The organism is Psychrobacter immobilis, from assembly GCF_904846185.1.
Lineage (GTDB): Bacteria > Pseudomonadota > Gammaproteobacteria > Pseudomonadales > Moraxellaceae > Psychrobacter > Psychrobacter immobilis_B.
Genome location: NZ_CAJGZQ010000011.1, coordinates 51,946 through 68,673 on the forward strand (window position 1 = coordinate 51,946; position 16,728 = coordinate 68,673).

The window sequence follows — 16,728 nt, forward strand, 5'->3', positions numbered from 1 at the left end:
CTATGAAAGTTCAAGCATCAGTTAAAAAGATTTGTGGTAGCTGTAAAGTTGTGCGCCGTAAAGGCCGTGTACATATCATCTGTACAGCAGAACCTCGCCACAAGCAACGTCAAGGTTAATATTTAGTATTATAAAGTCTTAGACTTTTGTTACTATTTAAATTAATACTTGAAAAATGACGGCGGATGGGATATCATCCGCCACTTGCCGTAGTTTATGCAAAAACTTTTATAAGACCGTCAATGAATAGGCTTGTAACCAAGTCAAAGCAGCGATAATAATTATAAAAGCTTTAGTATTGACAGCAACAAATCTGAAAAATAAAGCCTTATTGATAAATAACGCTTATTTTTCTTTAATGGAGAGAAATCAATGGCTCGTATTGCCGGCGTAAACATTCCGGATAATAAGCATGCTGTTATTTCACTAACTTACATCTTTGGTGTAGGTCGTACCACTGCTCAGAAAATCTTAGAAGCAGTTGGCATTGCCCCTACTACTAAAGTTAGTCAGTTAGATGATACACAGTTAGATGCTATCCGTGCACAAGTTGCAAATTACATGACTGAAGGTGATCTTCGTCGTGAAGTGTCAATGAATATCAAGCGTTTAGTTGATCTTGGTTGTTACCGTGGCATCCGTCATCGTCGTAACCTACCAGTTAGAGGTCAGAATACTAAGAACAACGCTCGTACTCGTAAGGGTCCGACACGCCCTCTCAAAAGATAATTAACTTAGGAAGCTAAAAGATGGCTAAAGACACTCGTAGTCGCAAGAAAGTGACTCGTCGTTCAGTATCGGAGGGCATTGCCCATATCCATGCGTCTTTTAATAACACCATTGTTACGATTACCGATCGTCAAGGTAATGCACTGGCTTGGGCCACTTCAGGTGGACAAGGCTTCCGTGGTTCACGTAAATCTACACCATTTGCAGCTCAGGTTGCAGCTGAGGTCGCTGGTAAAGCGGCTCAAGAATATGGTGTTAAGAATATCGACGTTTTGGTCAAAGGACCAGGACCGGGTCGTGAGTCTGCGGTAAGAGCACTAGGTGCATTGGGTTATAAAGTTAACAGCATCTCTGATGTAACCCCAATCCCACACAATGGTTGCCGTGCGCCGAAAAAGCGCCGCGTCTAATATTAAAGACGAAGCTTTTTATCCCAAAAGCTTATAGGAGACATAACAATGGCCCGCTATATTGGACCAAAACTCAAATTATCACGTCGTGAAGGCACGGACTTAGGTCTTAAGTCTGGCGTTAAACCATACGACGTAAAAACGAAAAAAGCTGGTCGTCCACCAGGTCAACACGGTGTAAGCCGTAACAAGACCTCAGAATATGCTTTACAGCTGCGTGAAAAGCAGAAAGTTAAGCGTATCTATGGTGTATTAGAGCGTCAGTTTGCTAATTACTATAAAGAAGCTGCTCGTAAGCGCGGTGCTACTGGTGAAAACCTGTTAGCCATGCTTGAGAGCCGTCTAGATAACGTTGTTTATCGCATGGGCTTTGGCTCAACTCGCGCCGAAGCACGTCAGCTAGTCAGTCATCGTACTGTTATGGTAAAAAAAGCTGGCCGTGATGAGTTTGTTCGTGTGAACATTCCATCAATTCAGTTGCAAGATGGTGATGTCATCGCTATCCAAGAGAAGTCTCGCGAGCAATTACGTATTAAAAACGCAATTGAGCTGGCTACCCAACGTGGTATTCCAGAATGGCTAGATGTTGACCACAGCAAATTACAAGGCACGTTTAAACAAGCGCCTGATCGTATTGATCTACCTGCTGAAATCAACGAAAGCTTGATCGTTGAGCTATACTCTAAGTAATGACGTACTGCTCGATGTCGTGAAAACGGCATTGAGCAATCAACGTTAATTAAACCAGTTTAATAAATCGAGGTGACATCATGATGCTAAATGCAACTGAGTTTCTAACGCCGAATGCCATTAATGTGGATACGGTTAATGAAACGATTGCGAAAGTCACGCTCGAACCGTTAGAACGCGGCTTTGGGCATACCCTTGGTAATGCCTTACGTCGCATCTTGTTATCTTCATTACCTGGTGCTGCAGTCATTGAGGCTGAGATTGATGGTGTTGACCATGAATACTCAACGCTTGAAGGGCTACAAGAAGATGTACTTGACTTGCTTTTGAACCTAAAAGGCTTGGCCATTACGCTTCATGACCAAAATGAAGTATTTTTGACCTTGGATAAACAAGGTCCAGGCACTATTACTGCTGCAGACATCGCGTTACCGCATAATGTAGACATCGTCAATCCAGAATTGGTGTTGGGTACATTGAGTGATCGTGGTCATCTTAAGATGCGTTTGCGTGTAGTAATGGGTCGTGGATATGAGCCAGCAAACCAGCGCCGTGAAGATGGTGATACTAAAGCAATCGGACGTTTAAAGCTTGATGCAAGTTTTAGTCCTGTGCTTCGTGTTGCTTATCAGGTTGAGAACGCTCGTGTAGAGCAGCGTACTGATCTTGATCGTCTTATCATTGAGCTTGAAACTAATGGCACTATAGATCCAGAAGAAGCAATTCGTAAAGCAGCCACTATTTTACAACAACAGATTTCTATCTTTGTTGACCTAGAAGCTGAAGAAGCGCCTGAGCCTGTGAAAGAGAAAGAAGAGGTTGATCCGGTGCTATTACGCCCTGTGGACGATCTTGAACTAACGGTTCGCTCAGCCAACTGCTTGAAAGCTGAAAACATTTACTATATCGGTGATTTGGTACAACGTTCAGAGACTGAACTTCTAAAAACCCCAAATCTTGGTAAGAAATCATTAACGGAAATCAAAGACGTACTAGCGTCTAAAGATTTAGAGCTCGGTATGCGCCTAGATAACTGGCCACCAGCTGACCTTCGTGTTGATGATCGCTTTTCTTATCGTAGCCGTTAAACTTTAAGGATTTTTGACTATGCGCCATCGTAAGAGTGGAGTCAAGCTGGGTCGTACCGGCAGTCATCGTAAGGCAATGTTTCAGAACATGACTAACTCATTATTTGAGCATGAACTGATCAAAACAACTTTACCAAAAGCAAAAGAGTTACGTCGCGTTGCCGAGCCATTAATCACTATGGCTAAAGAAGACAGCGTTGCTAACCGTCGTTTGGCATTTAGCCGTATGCGTAGCAAAGCTATGGTAGGTAAACTATTTGGCACGTTAGGTCCTCGTTACCAGACCCGTCCAGGTGGATATTTGCGTATCGTAAAATGTGGTTACCGTGATGGTGACAATGCGCCAATGGCATATGTAGAATTGGTTGATCGCGACTAATTTTACAATAAGCAAAAGATGTATATAAAAAAGCTCCAATTGAATTGGAGCTTTTTTGTGTCTGATACTTGAGTCTATTACCGTAGTAGTGAATCTACATCCGCGGCACCTTGTCTGATAATATCAGGCTGGCTACCAGTCATATCAACGATAGTAGTGAGCTTAGTGGTTTTTATACCTGCATTTATCAAACCGTCGATTTGATTGCCTAATAAATCCTCAATCTCAAAGGGATCATCTAGTATGTCATCGCGGTTAGGCAGTATTAATGAACTGGTTAAGATAGGTTCATCCATGGCCTCTAAAAGCGCCTGCGCAATGGGGTTGCTAGGTACTCGAATACCGATGGTTTTTTTCTTCGCATGTGCCAATTTTTTTGGTACGTCTTTTGTGGCATTGAGGATAAAGGTGATGGGCGCAGGAGTAAGTGCTTTGAGCTGTTTAAATTGTATATTGTCCACTGCAGCATAGTTGGCAATTTCGCTTAAGTCACGGCACAGCAAGGTAAACTGGTGTTTATCATCAAGTTCACGAATTTGTTTGAGCTTATCGAGTGCATCCTTTGCCCCTAAGCGACAACCAAAAGCATAGCTGGTATCGGTAGGATAGATAATGAGCTGGTCTTTACGTAACAAATCCGCCACTTGCTCAATCAGACGTGGCTGTGGATTTTCTGGATGAATATAAAATACTTGCATAGCAGTTCCTTATTTTATAATTATGGGTTTTTAAGTGTGAGGTTTTTGACTAAGTAGAACATTTGTGACGCGTATGCTTCTTTCACTAAGCTTACTAAAAAAGCATCATTGCCTTCTTAGTATAGCGCAAAGCCAATATAAGTTTGATTGCAAGCCGTTACTATGCGTAGACAATCGTTAACGCAAAAATGCCACACCTTTGCGCTGATATGCTGCTGTTACTCTAGATCAGCTATAGAGACACTGAGTAAAGCGTGTAATAAAGTCTTAGCATCAGATGGCAATATATTGGGCTTAGCAATGTATTGTTGCACTTGTCGGTAGACGTCATTTGCGAATGTACTATTGCTCGTATCAAAGTCAGCAAACAAATTATCTTGTGACACCTCAAATGATCGTTCGCAAGCGAGAGTAAATAAACACTCTAACGCTTGTGGCTTAATCTCTACGCGCTCAAATGCTTGCTGCTGAGCGGCGGTACGCCCATCTGGTGCGTACCAGTAGCCAAAGTCAGGCAAACGTCTACGAGCCTCTCCAGCCACACACCAATGGCTTAATTCATGCAATGCGCTAGCAAAAAATCCATGAGCGAATTCAATTTTTGCGGGTTCATTATTTTGTGCTGGAAAGTACTCTGGTTCTCCTTGTCCACGAACCAATGTAACGTTTTGATGAGCGAATAAATTATTGAATAATTGGATGAGCCAATCAGTAGCCGCTTGCTCGTATTTATTAACCAATGATGGAGTGCCACCTAAGCCTTTAATAGTAGCTAACCTTTGCCATTCACTTTTTACATCCTCTAAGTACTGATTGTTTTTAAGCTTCCACGAGTCAGTGGAAGAGGCATTCACAGTATTGGTTAACGTAGTGAGACGTTGCAATAGTATCTTTGCTTCAAGTGGAGAAAGTAGGTTCGAGAAGTCAGGTTTATCATTAAACACATTCATAGGTAAAACACTGGTCAAATAAAAGATAAAAAGAAGAATTATCTTTGAATATAAATAGGAGAAATAAAGAGATGAAAATAGAGCTCATATCAAATAAATTTAACATACTAGCGCTAGCGTCGCTTAATGCTTTCCGTTAGTATGGCAGGCAATATTATACACCGTTTTGATGAATGAGGTCGCGCATGTCAAGCACTCCAGAAAGTAAACCGTCAGCAGGTTATGCTGATAATAAAAAAGCGCCTTTATCTACTAGTATGCCTGAATCTATTTCTTTGGATAAATGGGCAGATACTGGATATGAATGGACAGGAGAGGTAGAGCCAAGCGCTTTCAAACGTCTTGCTGCTACCTTAGCCACCGAACATGAACAAGCAAACATCTCGCTTAATGCCAATCTGTATCGACGCAATAATGTCTTACATTTGGCATTCACACTGACTGGTGAAGTTTGGTTAACCTGTCAGCGTTGCCTACAGCCAGTGGCTATCGATTTGTCTGATGATTATAATATTGCGCTACTAGAAGATGAGAGCCAAGCACGTTCAATCAATGATGAACAAGATTATCTATTACTTGATGAAATTATTACTGAGCCTGCACCAGAGCTTTTATTGCCATTCAAAAAATTGGTAGAAGATGAGATATTGCTGAAGACGCCAATGTCACCAAAACATGACGACTGTGAAATGACGGTAGAGCAATTTGGTGAGATTCCAGAAGAGGAAGAAAGCGAAAATCCTTTTGCTGCTTTAGCCTCGCTAAAAGGCAAGTTGTAATCTTATTAAGAGACAAGTCATATATCAATGTACTACTTAATAAATTTATGATACCTTTCATCAGCTTTCTACCAAAGAGTGAGAAGCAGGGCTTTATTAATCCGCTAAACATGCGTATAATGTCCCGTTTATTGCATTCTAGCAATCTGCTACTGGCAGATAGATGCTGATCTTGCAGACTAACTATAGATTTTAGACGTAATCAACACTTTAATACGTGGCAATCTATTTAACTAATGATGCGTAAGACTTAGGTTGTTGTGATTATATAGCCTCTGTCAGTGTCGATTAAAGCTGAATTTCAAGCTTATCCCCTTTTAAGTATAGGAGCTATATCATGGCCGTTCAAAAAAGTCGTAAAAGTCGTTCTCGTCGTGACATGCGCCGTTCACATCATCGTATGGAAATCGCTGAGATAAGCGTAGATGCTACCACTGGTGAAAAACATCGTCGTCATCACATGACTAAAGATGGTTTCTACCGTGGTCGCCAGTTGTTTAAAGTTAGTCAAGACGCTTAAATTGTTGGCTATTCAATAGCTAATTGCAAAAATAATGATAGTACTGGTGACTGTCATTATTTTTGCAACGCTGTTATTAGGTAATATGCTTTGAGCTGAAGAAAGCCAAGTTATTTCGCTATCATATATTATGTGGCTAGATAACTTGGCTTTTTGCTATTGGCTTTTATGGTAGGTATTTGAATAACCTTTTACCATGTGCCTTTAGAAAATATGAAAATGAACCGATATACTCTACCATTTTAATGTGAGTGGTATCTTTTACTATACGTGTTTCAGTTGCATCCGCTATGATAATAGTGTGCGTCAGTGTATAGTTTATCGATAATCCGTTTTTTTAGACAAATACTAAAGCAACGGCTTTATATCGCCTCTAATAATATAATAAACCCCAATTGTTTTTAGGGATATTTCCAATTAAATAAGGAATATTGGTTATGGCCTCTGTACCCGATATGGTAAAAAAGCCGCCGACACGTATTGCGGTAATTTTTCCTGGTCAAGGATCGCAAGTAGTCGGGATGACTAGTGAGCTTGCTGAAATCTATCCAGAGATTCTCGATACCTTTACTGAAGCTAGTGCCGCGCTTGGTGAAGACTTATGGGCAATCTGTCAAAATGAAGAAAAACTGAATCAAACACAGTATACTCAGCCAGCATTACTGACGGCCAGCATCGCCATTTGGCGTATCTTAAAACAAAAAATAACCACAGCGCCTTGTTATTTAGCGGGTCATTCTCTAGGTGAGTACAGTGCGCTTTGTGCGGCTGAAGTCATATCGCTTGCTGATGCGGTTAAATTGGTACATAAGCGCGGTCAGTTGATGCAAGAAGCCGTTGTAGGTGTCGATACTGCCATGGCAGCAGTGTTAGGGCTTGAGGACAATCGAGTAGAAAACTTGTGTGAGCAAGCGACTGAACATGTCGAAGGTGCCATTGTAGGTGCAGCCAATTTTAATAGCCCAGGACAAGTGGTGATATCGGGTAATGCTGCTGGTGTGAATGCCGTTATTGATAAAGTGCAAAACACTGGCAAAAAATCTATCCTGCTAAAGGTCAGCGTACCGTCACATTGCGCGCTTATGGAGCCAGCCAGTAGTGCATTGGCTGAGATTCTGGCAGAAATAAAATTTGATCAAGCAACGATTCCTGTTATCCAAAATCGACATGCGCGTGTTGAGAGCAGTGCGGTAGGTATCAAGCAGGCATTAACAGAGCAATTAAGCCAACCAGTATTATGGTCAAAAACCATGCAAGAGCTGGCTGACAAGCAAATTAATATTTTAATCGAATGCGGCAGTGGTAATGTATTGAGCAACTTGGCGAAGCGCCAAGCACAGCCAATTACGAGCTATCCTACTGACAAGCCCGCTCGTCTTGATAAACTAATGGAGGTGTTATCATGAGTCGTACGATTACTCTAGTGACAGGTGCTAGCCGTGGTATTGGTAAAGCCGTTGCCAAACGTTTCGCCAAAGAAGGACATTTTGTTATTGGTACAGCGACTACGGAAAAAGGTGCTGAGCTGATTGATGGTTATCTCCACGATAGTGGCGGTATTGGACGTGTTTTAGACGTGCGCGATACCGCACAAATTGATAAGCTGTTTGAAGAGATTGAGAGCGTCTACGGCGCAGTACAAGTCTTGGTCAATAATGCAGGTATCACCCAAGATGGTCTGCTGATGCGTATGAAAGATGACGACTGGGAAAATGTTATCGATACCAATTTGACGTCGGTATACCGTATGAGTAAACGTGCTGTGCGCGGTATGATGAAAGCACGCCGTGGTCGCATCATCAATATAACCTCTGTTGTTGCTCAAATGGGTAATGCAGGTCAATCTAACTATGCGGCGACCAAAGCAGGCGTCGAAGGGTTCAGCCGTACGCTCGCGCGTGAAATTGGCTCACGACAAGTGACGATCAATTGCGTAGCCCCTGGTTTGATCGAAACGGATATGACGGACGAGCTTGATGAGCGCCTATTGAACTCTATGCTAGACGCTGTACCTATCAGCCGCCTTGGACAGCCAGAAGACATTGCCGCCGCCGTACATTTCTTAGCCAGCGATGAGGCCAGTTATATCACAGGCGCTGTTATCCCTGTCAATGGCGGTATGTATATGTAGGTGATAAACAAGTGTTACACAGTTATAATAAAAAACTCTGTGCACGAGTGTAAACTATAATAAAGGGTGTTATAATGACGGATACTTTTATGTCAAAGCCCTGTATTATAGCAGGGCTTTACTAGACATCAGTCAAAACGTATAACCAGCTATAAAACAAGTTACAAAGTACTCAGATAGCTGTGCTAATCTGAAGATATGATTTTATATACAATGCTGTAGAGCCTAATGATAGGCCTATGGTGACTTGCCAAAATAATAGATCAAAAAGGAGAAATCTACATGAGTAATGATATCGAGCTAAGAGTTAAAGCTGCAGTAGCTGAGCAATTGGGTATGAATGTTGAAGATATCAACAATGATGCATCATTTATGGAAGACTTAGGTGCAGATTCGTTAGACCTAGTCGAATTGGTTATGTCATTTGAAAGTGACTTTGGCATTACCATTCCTGATGAAGATTCAGCAGAATTAACGACTGTTCAAAAAGCGATTGATTATGTACAAGCGCAGCTATAATTAGCTAGTGGCTTAGCGAGTTATTTTAGCCGCCTATCTGTAGAGATAGGCGGTTTTTTTATGTTCTTAATTTGCCATGGCAACAGGTAGTTATGTGATTAATCAATACGTTAACATAAGCTACGCCAAATCAACATTACTCAACATACTATTACTATCTACCTCACCTATCTTTGTCTATACTCATAATGGTAAGCAGTAACAAAGTGTAGTTATATATAAAGTGTGGTTATATATGAAAGTATATGCCATTAAAAAAATAATGATGAATAATAAATAACAATATTTAAAGGAGTATGTAAATGGGTATGTTCAGTTTTGCAAAAGATATCGGTGATAAAATTTTCAATCGTGATGACGCCAAACACGATGCCAGGTCAGAAACAAAAGCAGACGCCAATACGCCAGTACAGAGCAGCGAGCCTTCTGCGCAATCAGTTGCCAATATTTTACTTCGTCGTATTCAGCAGCAGAATCTGAATATTAGTGATTTGAAAATCAAGTATAACGGCTCAACAGATACTGCAGAAATCAGCGGTAAAGCTAAAACGCAAGCAGACCGCGAAAAAGCGATTATCGCCATTGGTAATGTACAAAACGTGGCTAAGGTAATCGATAATATTGATATCGAAGAAGATGCGCCTGAGTCAACGATGTATACAGTGAAATCTGGTGATAGCTTGTCTAAGATCGCAAAAGAGGTTTATGGTTCAGCGGATGATTATATGAAAATCTTCGAAGCCAATAAGCCGATGCTATCTAGCCCTGATAAGATTTATCCTGGTCAAGTACTGCGTATTCCTAAGCCATAATAGGCTTTTGAACTGTCAAAAATATGTGTGAGTAAAAAATGCCTCTTATTTTATTAAGAGGCATTTTTTTGGCATATAGAAATATAAACTTAAGATTTAGAGATTTTTTAACTTCTCGTACTGTTCTGCTATGGCCCAATTGATATGTACATCGAGCATTTCGTTATGTACGCCCAACTTTGATTGTAACTGAGTAATGGTTTCTTCATTACTATTAGCATTTCCAAGACCAATCGCGATATTACGCAAAAAGTTCACATAGCCTGTGCGTCTGAGCGGGCTACCTTCAGTTTTTTTCATAAATTCAGCTTCTTGCCATTGCCACAGCTCAAGCAGACTGCTGCTATCAAGGTTATGCCGTGGTGCGAAGTCCTCTACAGGTGTCAGATTGGCGTAGCGATTCCAAGGGCAGATAAGTTGACAGTCGTCACAACCGAAGATGCGATTACCAATCGCGCGGCGGTATTTTATATCAATAATACCGTCGTGCTCGATAGTGAGGTAGGAGATGCAAGCTGCAGCATTGAGCTCATAGGGCGCGACAATCGCTTGAGTGGGACAGATGTCGATACAAGCGCTACAACTGCCGCAATGCTCTTTGACAGGTTTGTCATCAGGTAATTCGAGGCTAATAAATAGCTCACCCAATACAAAAAATGAACCCGCTTGCTTGTTGATTAATAAGGTATGCTTTCCTGTCCAGCCAAGACCAGCAGCATCGGCAATGGGTCGCTCGAAAATAGGAGCAGAGTCGCTAAAAGGCCTAAAAATAAAATCTTGTTCTGAACCTATATTGAGGTGTTGCCACTCAGGAAGCATGGCTTCTATCTTTAGTGCCAATTGTTTCAAACGACTGCGCATCGTTTTATGATAGTCGCGTCCTCTGGCATAACGAGCGATGATACCCTGATTGGGGTAGTCATTGTCAGTGACCGTACGTGGGGTTGGTGCTTGAGTCAGATAGTCCATACGGACACTGATGATGGTTTTTGCCCCTTCTACCAGTTGGTCAGGATTTGCCCGCAGTTCATGGTTGTTATGCATAAACTGCAGTTGCCCCTCATAACCTTTTTCGAGCCATTGTTGCAATTGTACAATCTGCTTAGCAAATAAAGGATGATGCACCGATAAAAAACCGCAGTCGGCAAACCCTAAAGCCTGTGCTTGGTCTTTAATCCATTGTTTGACATCTGCTGTGGTGGTAAATGTTGGGCTATTATTCACATTAATCTTTTTTTCGGACGCAGGCTTAGGTTCAGTAGAGATTTGCTTAGCTGATTTCTGCTGGGTTGAAGAGATAGGCAAGTTTACTTTAGGAAGATTATTCATGTGTGACAGTAGGCGATAGAGTGAGTACCGATATAATAAGCCAGTGAGCTAAGAGCGCAAGTATAAAAGCAAATAATTTCACATTCATATTGATACATACGTTGATGTAAGCGTTTGCTAAGCTGATGCTAAATGATAGTAATCATATCTCAATAAAATAAAAATCAGCAAAAAATACTCAAGGATTAGTTATGAAAAATCAGACCAATTTATTACCTATAAAAAGTACAAAACCTATCCCGTTATATAGCAGTGAACAACTCTATGCGATGGAGCAAGCATGGTTTGTAGAGGGGCATGATAGTTTTGGGTTGATGAAACAAGCAGCCTGGCAAATGGCGCAACACATAGAACAATTATATGAACAAAAGCAATTAAATATCTCTTCATCAGCCACTACTTATGTGCCTCTTCGTCATATGCGTCAGCATCGAGTGAGCATTTGGGTTGGAAAGGGTAATAATGGTGGCGACGGTTGGCTCATTACTCATTATTTACAGCAAATGGGTTGGCAGGTACAAGTGGTAACAGTGGGTTTTGAGAGTGATGATTTTGATACCAATGACACAACAGCATTTTCCGATGCACAAAAAGCCCTAAAAAAGGCACTATTGGCCAATTGCCCTTATCGACGCTTTGAAAATAGTGCTTGTGATCTAGAAGAAGGAATAGATGGTAATCTGCAAGCCGATGTTTATATTGATGCGTTGTTTGGTATTGGACTGGATCGTGCGCCTACAGGTGTTTATAAAACAGCCATTAGCACTTTTAATGAGTTATCTGAACGAAATAGTACCTTAGCCATTGCGGTTGATATTCCAAGTGGTCTGGTGGCTTCGACTGGCGAAGTGTTTGAGCATGTGGCTATACAAGCTGATATAACGCTATGCTTAATTGCACGGAAATTCGGTTTGCATACCAAGGATGGTATGGATCATAGCGGCAAGGTAGTTGATATACCGCTGATACCTTATCCAATAAATGACAAAAGTTTCATGCCAGTAGCAACACTGATTACTACTGCATATGGTCTAAGTCCTCGCCGTCAAAATAGCTACAAAGGTAGCTATGGTCATGTACTTATTATTGGCGGTAATCGTATCGATGGCTCACAAGGTATGGGCGGCGCGGCGATATTGTCTGCTTCGAGCTCGATGGCGGCAGGAGCGGGTAAAATTACAGTTGCTTGCCATGAGGCTTTTCATAGCGCCCTATTAACTTCGCTACCAGATGCAATGACGATCAATTTGCATGATGTGGATGGAGTGCAGGAGTTAATTAAGTCAGCCACTGTGATGGCTATTGGTATGGGGCTTGGTCGTGATGAAAAAGCAAAAGTGTTGTTTATAAAGTATCTACAAACTGCGATGACAGCTAAAAAGGCAATAGCGATTGATGCTGATGGACTTTATCATTTGGCATCATTGCAATTAGAGCATCATGAATTGGTCTGTCAGCTGCGAGAATATAGCGTTAATCATCAAGTTTGTTTGACACCGCACAGTGGCGAAACTGCTAGATTACTGAATAAGAGAATCAGTGAGGTGGAAAGCAATAGACTACAAGCGATAAAACAGTGCGCTACAACTTATGGTGGTGAATGGGTGCTAAAAGGCGCAGGTTCTTTGATATTAGAGCAGGGCTTAGATGAGCACCACGTTTATGTTTGTGCTGCCGGTAATGCTGGGATGGCGACGGCTGGCATGGGTGATGTGTTATCTGGTGTCATTGCTGGTCTGCTAGCGCAACAAGATTTATCATCAGGAATGCAAAGCTTGCATCAGGCGGTTGTTATACATGGATTAGCAGGGGATACGCTGGTCAATCAAAGTAATAATACGTTATTGGTTGGACAACGAGGACTACAAGCTCAGGATATGCCAGCAGCCATTCGTCATGTAATGCAGCTATTGATTAACGTCTATAATTAGCATTAAGCCTAGGTAGTTGAGTTGCCACAATACTGATCAATTGCCTGCTGTACGCGTTCACGTTTGAGCTCAATTTCACGACCGTCTAAATATTGACGCTTGCCATTTGCATCCATCTCATAAATACGTCCGCCGACATTTAAGTTGGTCAGATTATTGCGGAGTGACTGGCAACGCTGTGCATTGGCTTGTGCTTCTTGTTCTTTAATCCGCGCTTCAAGCGCTGCAACTCTTTGTTCTTCTACGCTTTGAGTATTAGTACTTTGATGGGCATCTGTTTTGCCAGCCAATTGTCCTGCATTGCTTTGTCTGCCGTCACTACGAAATTCAATCAGCTCAATGTTTTTACCATTTTGCGGTGCATGTTGGCTGTATTTGACTTCACCATGTGCACCGACAGATTTGTAAACTTGAATAGCATGACTGGCATTCATCGACAGCATTAGCACATACGCAGTACTCATAAGCAGTTTGGTAGCAGTATTTATTTTAGACGCATATGCCATAGTAGCAATCCTCTCAAGGGGTAAAAAACAGATGTGTATATATGTGTCAATATAACATTTAAGTGTTGGAATGGTACTAAAAATGTACCAGCTTTCGATTCTAACAAATAATCCTTATGAATGTATATTATTTAATAACTAATAGTTAGGGATGGGCTTTAGAAGTTTTTCTTGACAATAGCTCACAAACCATCGAATATAATAGCAGTTGATTGGTCAGTGAGCGGCTTTTATGATATTGCCGTGGCACTTGAAAATGAGGACGATAGGTTACTTATCAGTGGCTTACGCAGTTTTCGTTTCTTTGTGACAATGATATTGAAAAGATAGTAATCATAAAGATTGTTATCGATGACTTTATGTATTGTCTCCGGACTTATCTGTCTACAATGACTAAGATAAACTTATTATTTGAAATGCGCTAAGCGTGACTCTAGCGGTTGTATTAAACATGGAAAAATATTCAGCAATTAAATCTTTTTAATAAGCCTGTCGTAAAATCTAACCATTTTACAAATTAGTATTGGCTGTGAGAGTGATTTAAATTGTGAATATCGATGCCTCTGTATAAATCAATCTGTTGTAAATGCTGTCTGCTATTTATCAATAATAAGCTTCTTTTATAGATGCACGCGCATCTTGTCACTGTACATCGATAGACTCCTGCCATAAAACTGACCCTACATATATTGCTGTGTTTGAGTAGCCTGCTGTCTTATAAAACAGCGTTACTTAGAGATAGTGGGCACACATTCTTGATATGGATAAGGATTTGCAGCCATTTCTATAAGACGAACCATCTTTTGTAAATAGCGTGGTTTTCTCTTATAAATGAACGCCAATTCTTGAAAAAAAAAGGTGATGACAGTGACGCAAACCACGCAAAGTCCGAATATGACGGGACATACCCAAACGGGGAATGCCGCCAAGAATTTTGAAGAAAAGCAACAACGCATTGCTGAGGGTAGTGAGCAACCTATAATGCTATCTGGTGCTGAGATGTTGGTGCAATCACTGACTGATGAGGGCGTCAAATATATTTTTGGCTATCCAGGTGGTGCGGTTCTTCATATCTATGATGCTTTGTTTCAACAAGAAAATATCGAGCATATTTTAGTACGTCATGAGCAAGCAGCCGGTCACATGGCAGATGCTTATTCGCGAGTCACAGGGCAGACAGGTGTAGTATTAGCGACGTCAGGTCCGGGTGCTACTAATACCGTAACGGCTATCGCAACAGCGTTTATGGATTCTGTGCCGATGGTGGTTATCGCAGGTCAGGTACCTAGCAGCCTAATCGGGGAAGATGCCTTCCAAGAAACAGATATGGTCGGTGTATCACGTCCTATCGTGAAGCATAGCTTTCAAGTGCGCCACGCTAGCGAAATCCCAATGATTGTCAAAAAAGCCTTTTATATTGCTCAGTCTGGACGCCCAGGTCCTGTAGTGATTGATGTACCAAAAGATATGACCGCGCCAAGTGAAAAGTTTGCTTACGCTTATCCAGAAGAAGTGTTTATACGTTCGTATCAGCCGTCATTAAAAGGTCATAGTGGTCAGATTAAAAAAGCGGTTGAAACGCTGCTTGCTGCAAAGCGTCCGATTATTTACTCTGGTGGTGGTGTTGTTTTAGGCAATGCGTATAAAGAGCTTACTAATCTTGCGCACCGTTTAAATTTACCAGTAACCAATACCTTAATGGGCTTGGGTGCGTTCCCTGGATCGGATCGTCAGTTCTTAGGTATGCTCGGCATGCATGGCACTTATGAAGCCAATATGACCATGCATCACGCCGACGTAATCTTGGCAATAGGTGCACGTTTTGATGACCGCGTAACCAATAATGTCAAAAAATTCTGTCCGAATGCGACGATTATTCATATTGATATTGATCCTACGTCCATTTCAAAAACCATTAATGCGCATATCCCAATCGTGGGCGATGTCAAATCTGTCCTTACCGATATACTAGAGATTATCGGCAAGGATAAAGAACTTGAACAACATGCATTGTTGGATTGGTGGTCACAAATTAATGAGTGGCGTAAGCGTCATGGTCTGCGTTATGACACTAGCACTGATAATGGTATTAAGCCTCAAGCGGTCGTACAAGCCTTAGATAAAGTGACGAATAGTAACGCTATTATCACCAGTGACGTCGGTCAGCATCAGATGTTTGCAGCGCTTTATTATACCTATAATGAGCCGCGCCAATGGCTAAACTCAGGTGGTTTAGGAACGATGGGTGTTGGCTTGCCGTATGCGATGGCAGCCAAACTTGCTAACCCTGAGCGTGACGTGGTTTGTATTACGGGTGAAGGCTCTATTCAGATGAATATTCAAGAGCTCTCAACCTGCTTACAATATAATTTGCCAGTTAAAATCTTAAATCTAAATAACGCCCAATTAGGTATGGTGAAGCAGTGGCAAGATATGCTGTACGAAGGTCGTCATGCCCATTCTTATATGAATTCACTACCAGACTTTGTCAAACTCGCTGAAAGCTATGGTCACGTCGGTATCAAGATTACTGATCCTGCGACCATGGAAGCACAGTTGGCGGAAGCCATGGCAATAACAGATAGATTGGTATTTATTGACGTTTATGTCGATCGTAACGAGCATGTATATCCGATGCAAATCGCTGGGCAAGCAATGCGTGATATGTGGTTAACAAAAGGGGAGCGTACCTAATGCAACAACAACATCTGATTTCGGTATTGATGGAAAACGAAGCGGGTTCGTTGTCGCGAGTGGTCGGTTTGTTCTCTCAACGTGGCTACAACATTGAAACTTTGAACGTTGCGCCAACAGACGACTCGAGCATTTCTCGCTTAACATTGACCACTATTACGTCACCTGAAAAAATAGAACAAATCACCAAGCAATTGCATAAATTGATTGAAGTGGTTAAAGTGCTTAATCTATCAGATACCGTACACGTCGAACGCGAGTTGATGCTCATAAAAGTACGGGCGACGGGTGGCGTACGTGAAGAGATTAAACGCAGTGCTGATATTTTCCGTGCACAAATCGTTGATGTGAACGCCAATCTATATACCATTCAAATCGTCGGTGACAAAGCCAAACTTGACGGCTTTATTGATGTGATTGGTCGTGAACGTATTATGGAAGTGGTGCGTTCGGGTGTGATTGGTATTGCACGCGGCGAAAAAACGCTCAGTTTATAATGGGTACTTACTGTACCTATTGTAGGTCAAATTATTTATTCAAACATTAACATAGCGCTTATCTCA

General features: G+C 41.6%; 19 protein-coding genes. 15 read left to right on the forward strand and 4 right to left on the reverse strand.

Going from position 1 to position 16,728, the window contains the following annotated elements; all coding sequences use genetic code 11:
- The first annotated feature begins 2 nt into the window (after window positions 1-2).
- The 6 genes from rpmJ (at window position 3) to rplQ (ending at window position 3,296) form a co-directional block, all read left to right on the forward strand.
- Complete coding sequence (gene rpmJ, locus JMW94_RS07760; RefSeq protein ID WP_010196721.1) at window positions 3-119, forward strand: 50S ribosomal protein L36; 117 nt, start codon at window positions 3-5, stop codon at window positions 117-119.
- Between the two features lie 253 nt (window positions 120-372).
- The gene (rpsM, locus tag JMW94_RS07765) at window positions 373-729 is read left to right on the forward strand and encodes a 30S ribosomal protein S13 (protein WP_021813384.1); all 357 of its coding nucleotides are present in this window, start codon (window positions 373-375) and stop codon (window positions 727-729) included.
- Window positions 730-749: 20 nt separating this feature from the next.
- A complete protein-coding gene (gene rpsK / locus JMW94_RS07770) occupies window positions 750-1,139 on the forward strand; it encodes a 30S ribosomal protein S11 (RefSeq protein ID WP_045454458.1) in 390 nt (129 codons plus the stop codon).
- A gap of 48 nt (window positions 1,140-1,187) precedes the next feature.
- Window positions 1,188-1,829, forward strand: coding sequence for a 30S ribosomal protein S4 (gene rpsD / locus JMW94_RS07775; RefSeq protein WP_010196731.1), 642 nt, complete (start codon window positions 1,188-1,190; stop codon window positions 1,827-1,829).
- 80 nt (window positions 1,830-1,909) lie between these two features.
- Complete coding sequence (locus JMW94_RS07780; protein ID WP_045446643.1) at window positions 1,910-2,917, forward strand: DNA-directed RNA polymerase subunit alpha; 1,008 nt, start codon at window positions 1,910-1,912, stop codon at window positions 2,915-2,917.
- 19 nt (window positions 2,918-2,936) lie between these two features.
- A complete protein-coding gene (gene rplQ, locus JMW94_RS07785; protein ID WP_021813387.1) occupies window positions 2,937-3,296 on the forward strand; it encodes a 50S ribosomal protein L17 in 360 nt (119 codons plus the stop codon).
- Between the two features lie 77 nt (window positions 3,297-3,373).
- On the opposite strand, the gene JMW94_RS07790 is transcribed toward rplQ, so the two are convergent.
- Together JMW94_RS07790 and JMW94_RS07795 are read right to left on the reverse strand one after the other, a co-directional pair.
- Entirely contained in the window at window positions 3,374-3,994 is a 621-nt protein-coding gene (locus JMW94_RS07790; RefSeq protein WP_201603773.1) for an L-threonylcarbamoyladenylate synthase, read from the reverse strand.
- A 218-nt stretch (window positions 3,995-4,212) separates the two neighbouring features.
- Window positions 4,213-4,944: an elongation factor P hydroxylase gene (locus JMW94_RS07795; protein WP_201603775.1), complete on the reverse strand. Its 732-nt coding sequence runs from the start codon at window positions 4,942-4,944 to the stop codon at window positions 4,213-4,215.
- A gap of 185 nt (window positions 4,945-5,129) precedes the next feature.
- Between JMW94_RS07795 and JMW94_RS07800 the strand changes: the two genes are divergently transcribed.
- The 6 genes from JMW94_RS07800 to lysM all read left to right on the forward strand — a co-directional run bounded on the left by JMW94_RS07800 (window position 5,130) and on the right by lysM (window position 9,705).
- Window positions 5,130-5,723: a YceD family protein gene (locus tag JMW94_RS07800; RefSeq protein ID WP_045446650.1), complete on the forward strand. Its 594-nt coding sequence runs from the start codon at window positions 5,130-5,132 to the stop codon at window positions 5,721-5,723.
- Window positions 5,724-6,060: 337 nt separating this feature from the next.
- Complete coding sequence (rpmF, locus tag JMW94_RS07805) at window positions 6,061-6,243, forward strand: 50S ribosomal protein L32 (RefSeq protein WP_011512869.1); 183 nt, start codon at window positions 6,061-6,063, stop codon at window positions 6,241-6,243.
- A 437-nt stretch (window positions 6,244-6,680) separates the two neighbouring features.
- Window positions 6,681-7,649, forward strand: coding sequence for an ACP S-malonyltransferase (gene fabD, locus JMW94_RS07810; protein WP_201603777.1), 969 nt, complete (start codon window positions 6,681-6,683; stop codon window positions 7,647-7,649).
- The gene (gene fabG / locus JMW94_RS07815; protein WP_045454442.1) at window positions 7,646-8,374 is read left to right on the forward strand and encodes a 3-oxoacyl-ACP reductase FabG; all 729 of its coding nucleotides are present in this window, start codon (window positions 7,646-7,648) and stop codon (window positions 8,372-8,374) included. The genes fabD and fabG overlap by 4 nt, the downstream gene beginning before the upstream one ends.
- A gap of 282 nt (window positions 8,375-8,656) precedes the next feature.
- Complete coding sequence (gene acpP, locus JMW94_RS07820) at window positions 8,657-8,893, forward strand: acyl carrier protein (protein ID WP_057758815.1); 237 nt, start codon at window positions 8,657-8,659, stop codon at window positions 8,891-8,893.
- Window positions 8,894-9,195: 302 nt separating this feature from the next.
- Window positions 9,196-9,705 (forward strand): peptidoglycan-binding protein LysM, encoded by a 510-nt coding sequence (gene lysM / locus JMW94_RS07825; RefSeq protein WP_201603779.1) that lies wholly within the window; start codon window positions 9,196-9,198, stop codon window positions 9,703-9,705.
- Window positions 9,706-9,801: 96 nt separating this feature from the next.
- Here the strand turns inward: lysM and queG are convergent, their stop codons facing one another.
- Window positions 9,802-11,034, reverse strand: coding sequence for a tRNA epoxyqueuosine(34) reductase QueG (gene queG, locus JMW94_RS07830; RefSeq protein ID WP_201603781.1), 1,233 nt, complete (start codon window positions 11,032-11,034; stop codon window positions 9,802-9,804).
- 191 nt (window positions 11,035-11,225) lie between these two features.
- On the opposite strand from queG, the gene JMW94_RS07835 reads away from it, so the two are divergent.
- The gene (locus tag JMW94_RS07835; RefSeq protein ID WP_201603783.1) at window positions 11,226-12,965 is read left to right on the forward strand and encodes an NAD(P)H-hydrate dehydratase; all 1,740 of its coding nucleotides are present in this window, start codon (window positions 11,226-11,228) and stop codon (window positions 12,963-12,965) included.
- Between the two features lie 8 nt (window positions 12,966-12,973).
- Here JMW94_RS07835 and JMW94_RS07840 read toward each other — a convergent pair whose 3' ends face one another.
- The gene (locus tag JMW94_RS07840; RefSeq protein ID WP_201603785.1) at window positions 12,974-13,471 is read right to left on the reverse strand and encodes a DUF4124 domain-containing protein; all 498 of its coding nucleotides are present in this window, start codon (window positions 13,469-13,471) and stop codon (window positions 12,974-12,976) included.
- Window positions 13,472-14,452: 981 nt separating this feature from the next.
- Between JMW94_RS07840 and JMW94_RS07845 the strand changes: the two genes are divergently transcribed.
- Window positions 14,453-16,165: an acetolactate synthase 3 large subunit gene (locus JMW94_RS07845; protein ID WP_201603830.1), complete on the forward strand. Its 1,713-nt coding sequence runs from the start codon at window positions 14,453-14,455 to the stop codon at window positions 16,163-16,165.
- Window positions 16,165-16,662, forward strand: coding sequence for an acetolactate synthase small subunit (gene ilvN / locus JMW94_RS07850; RefSeq protein WP_045454430.1), 498 nt, complete (start codon window positions 16,165-16,167; stop codon window positions 16,660-16,662). Before JMW94_RS07845 ends, ilvN begins: the two co-directional genes overlap by 1 nt.
- The last annotated feature ends 66 nt before the right edge of the window (window positions 16,663-16,728 follow it).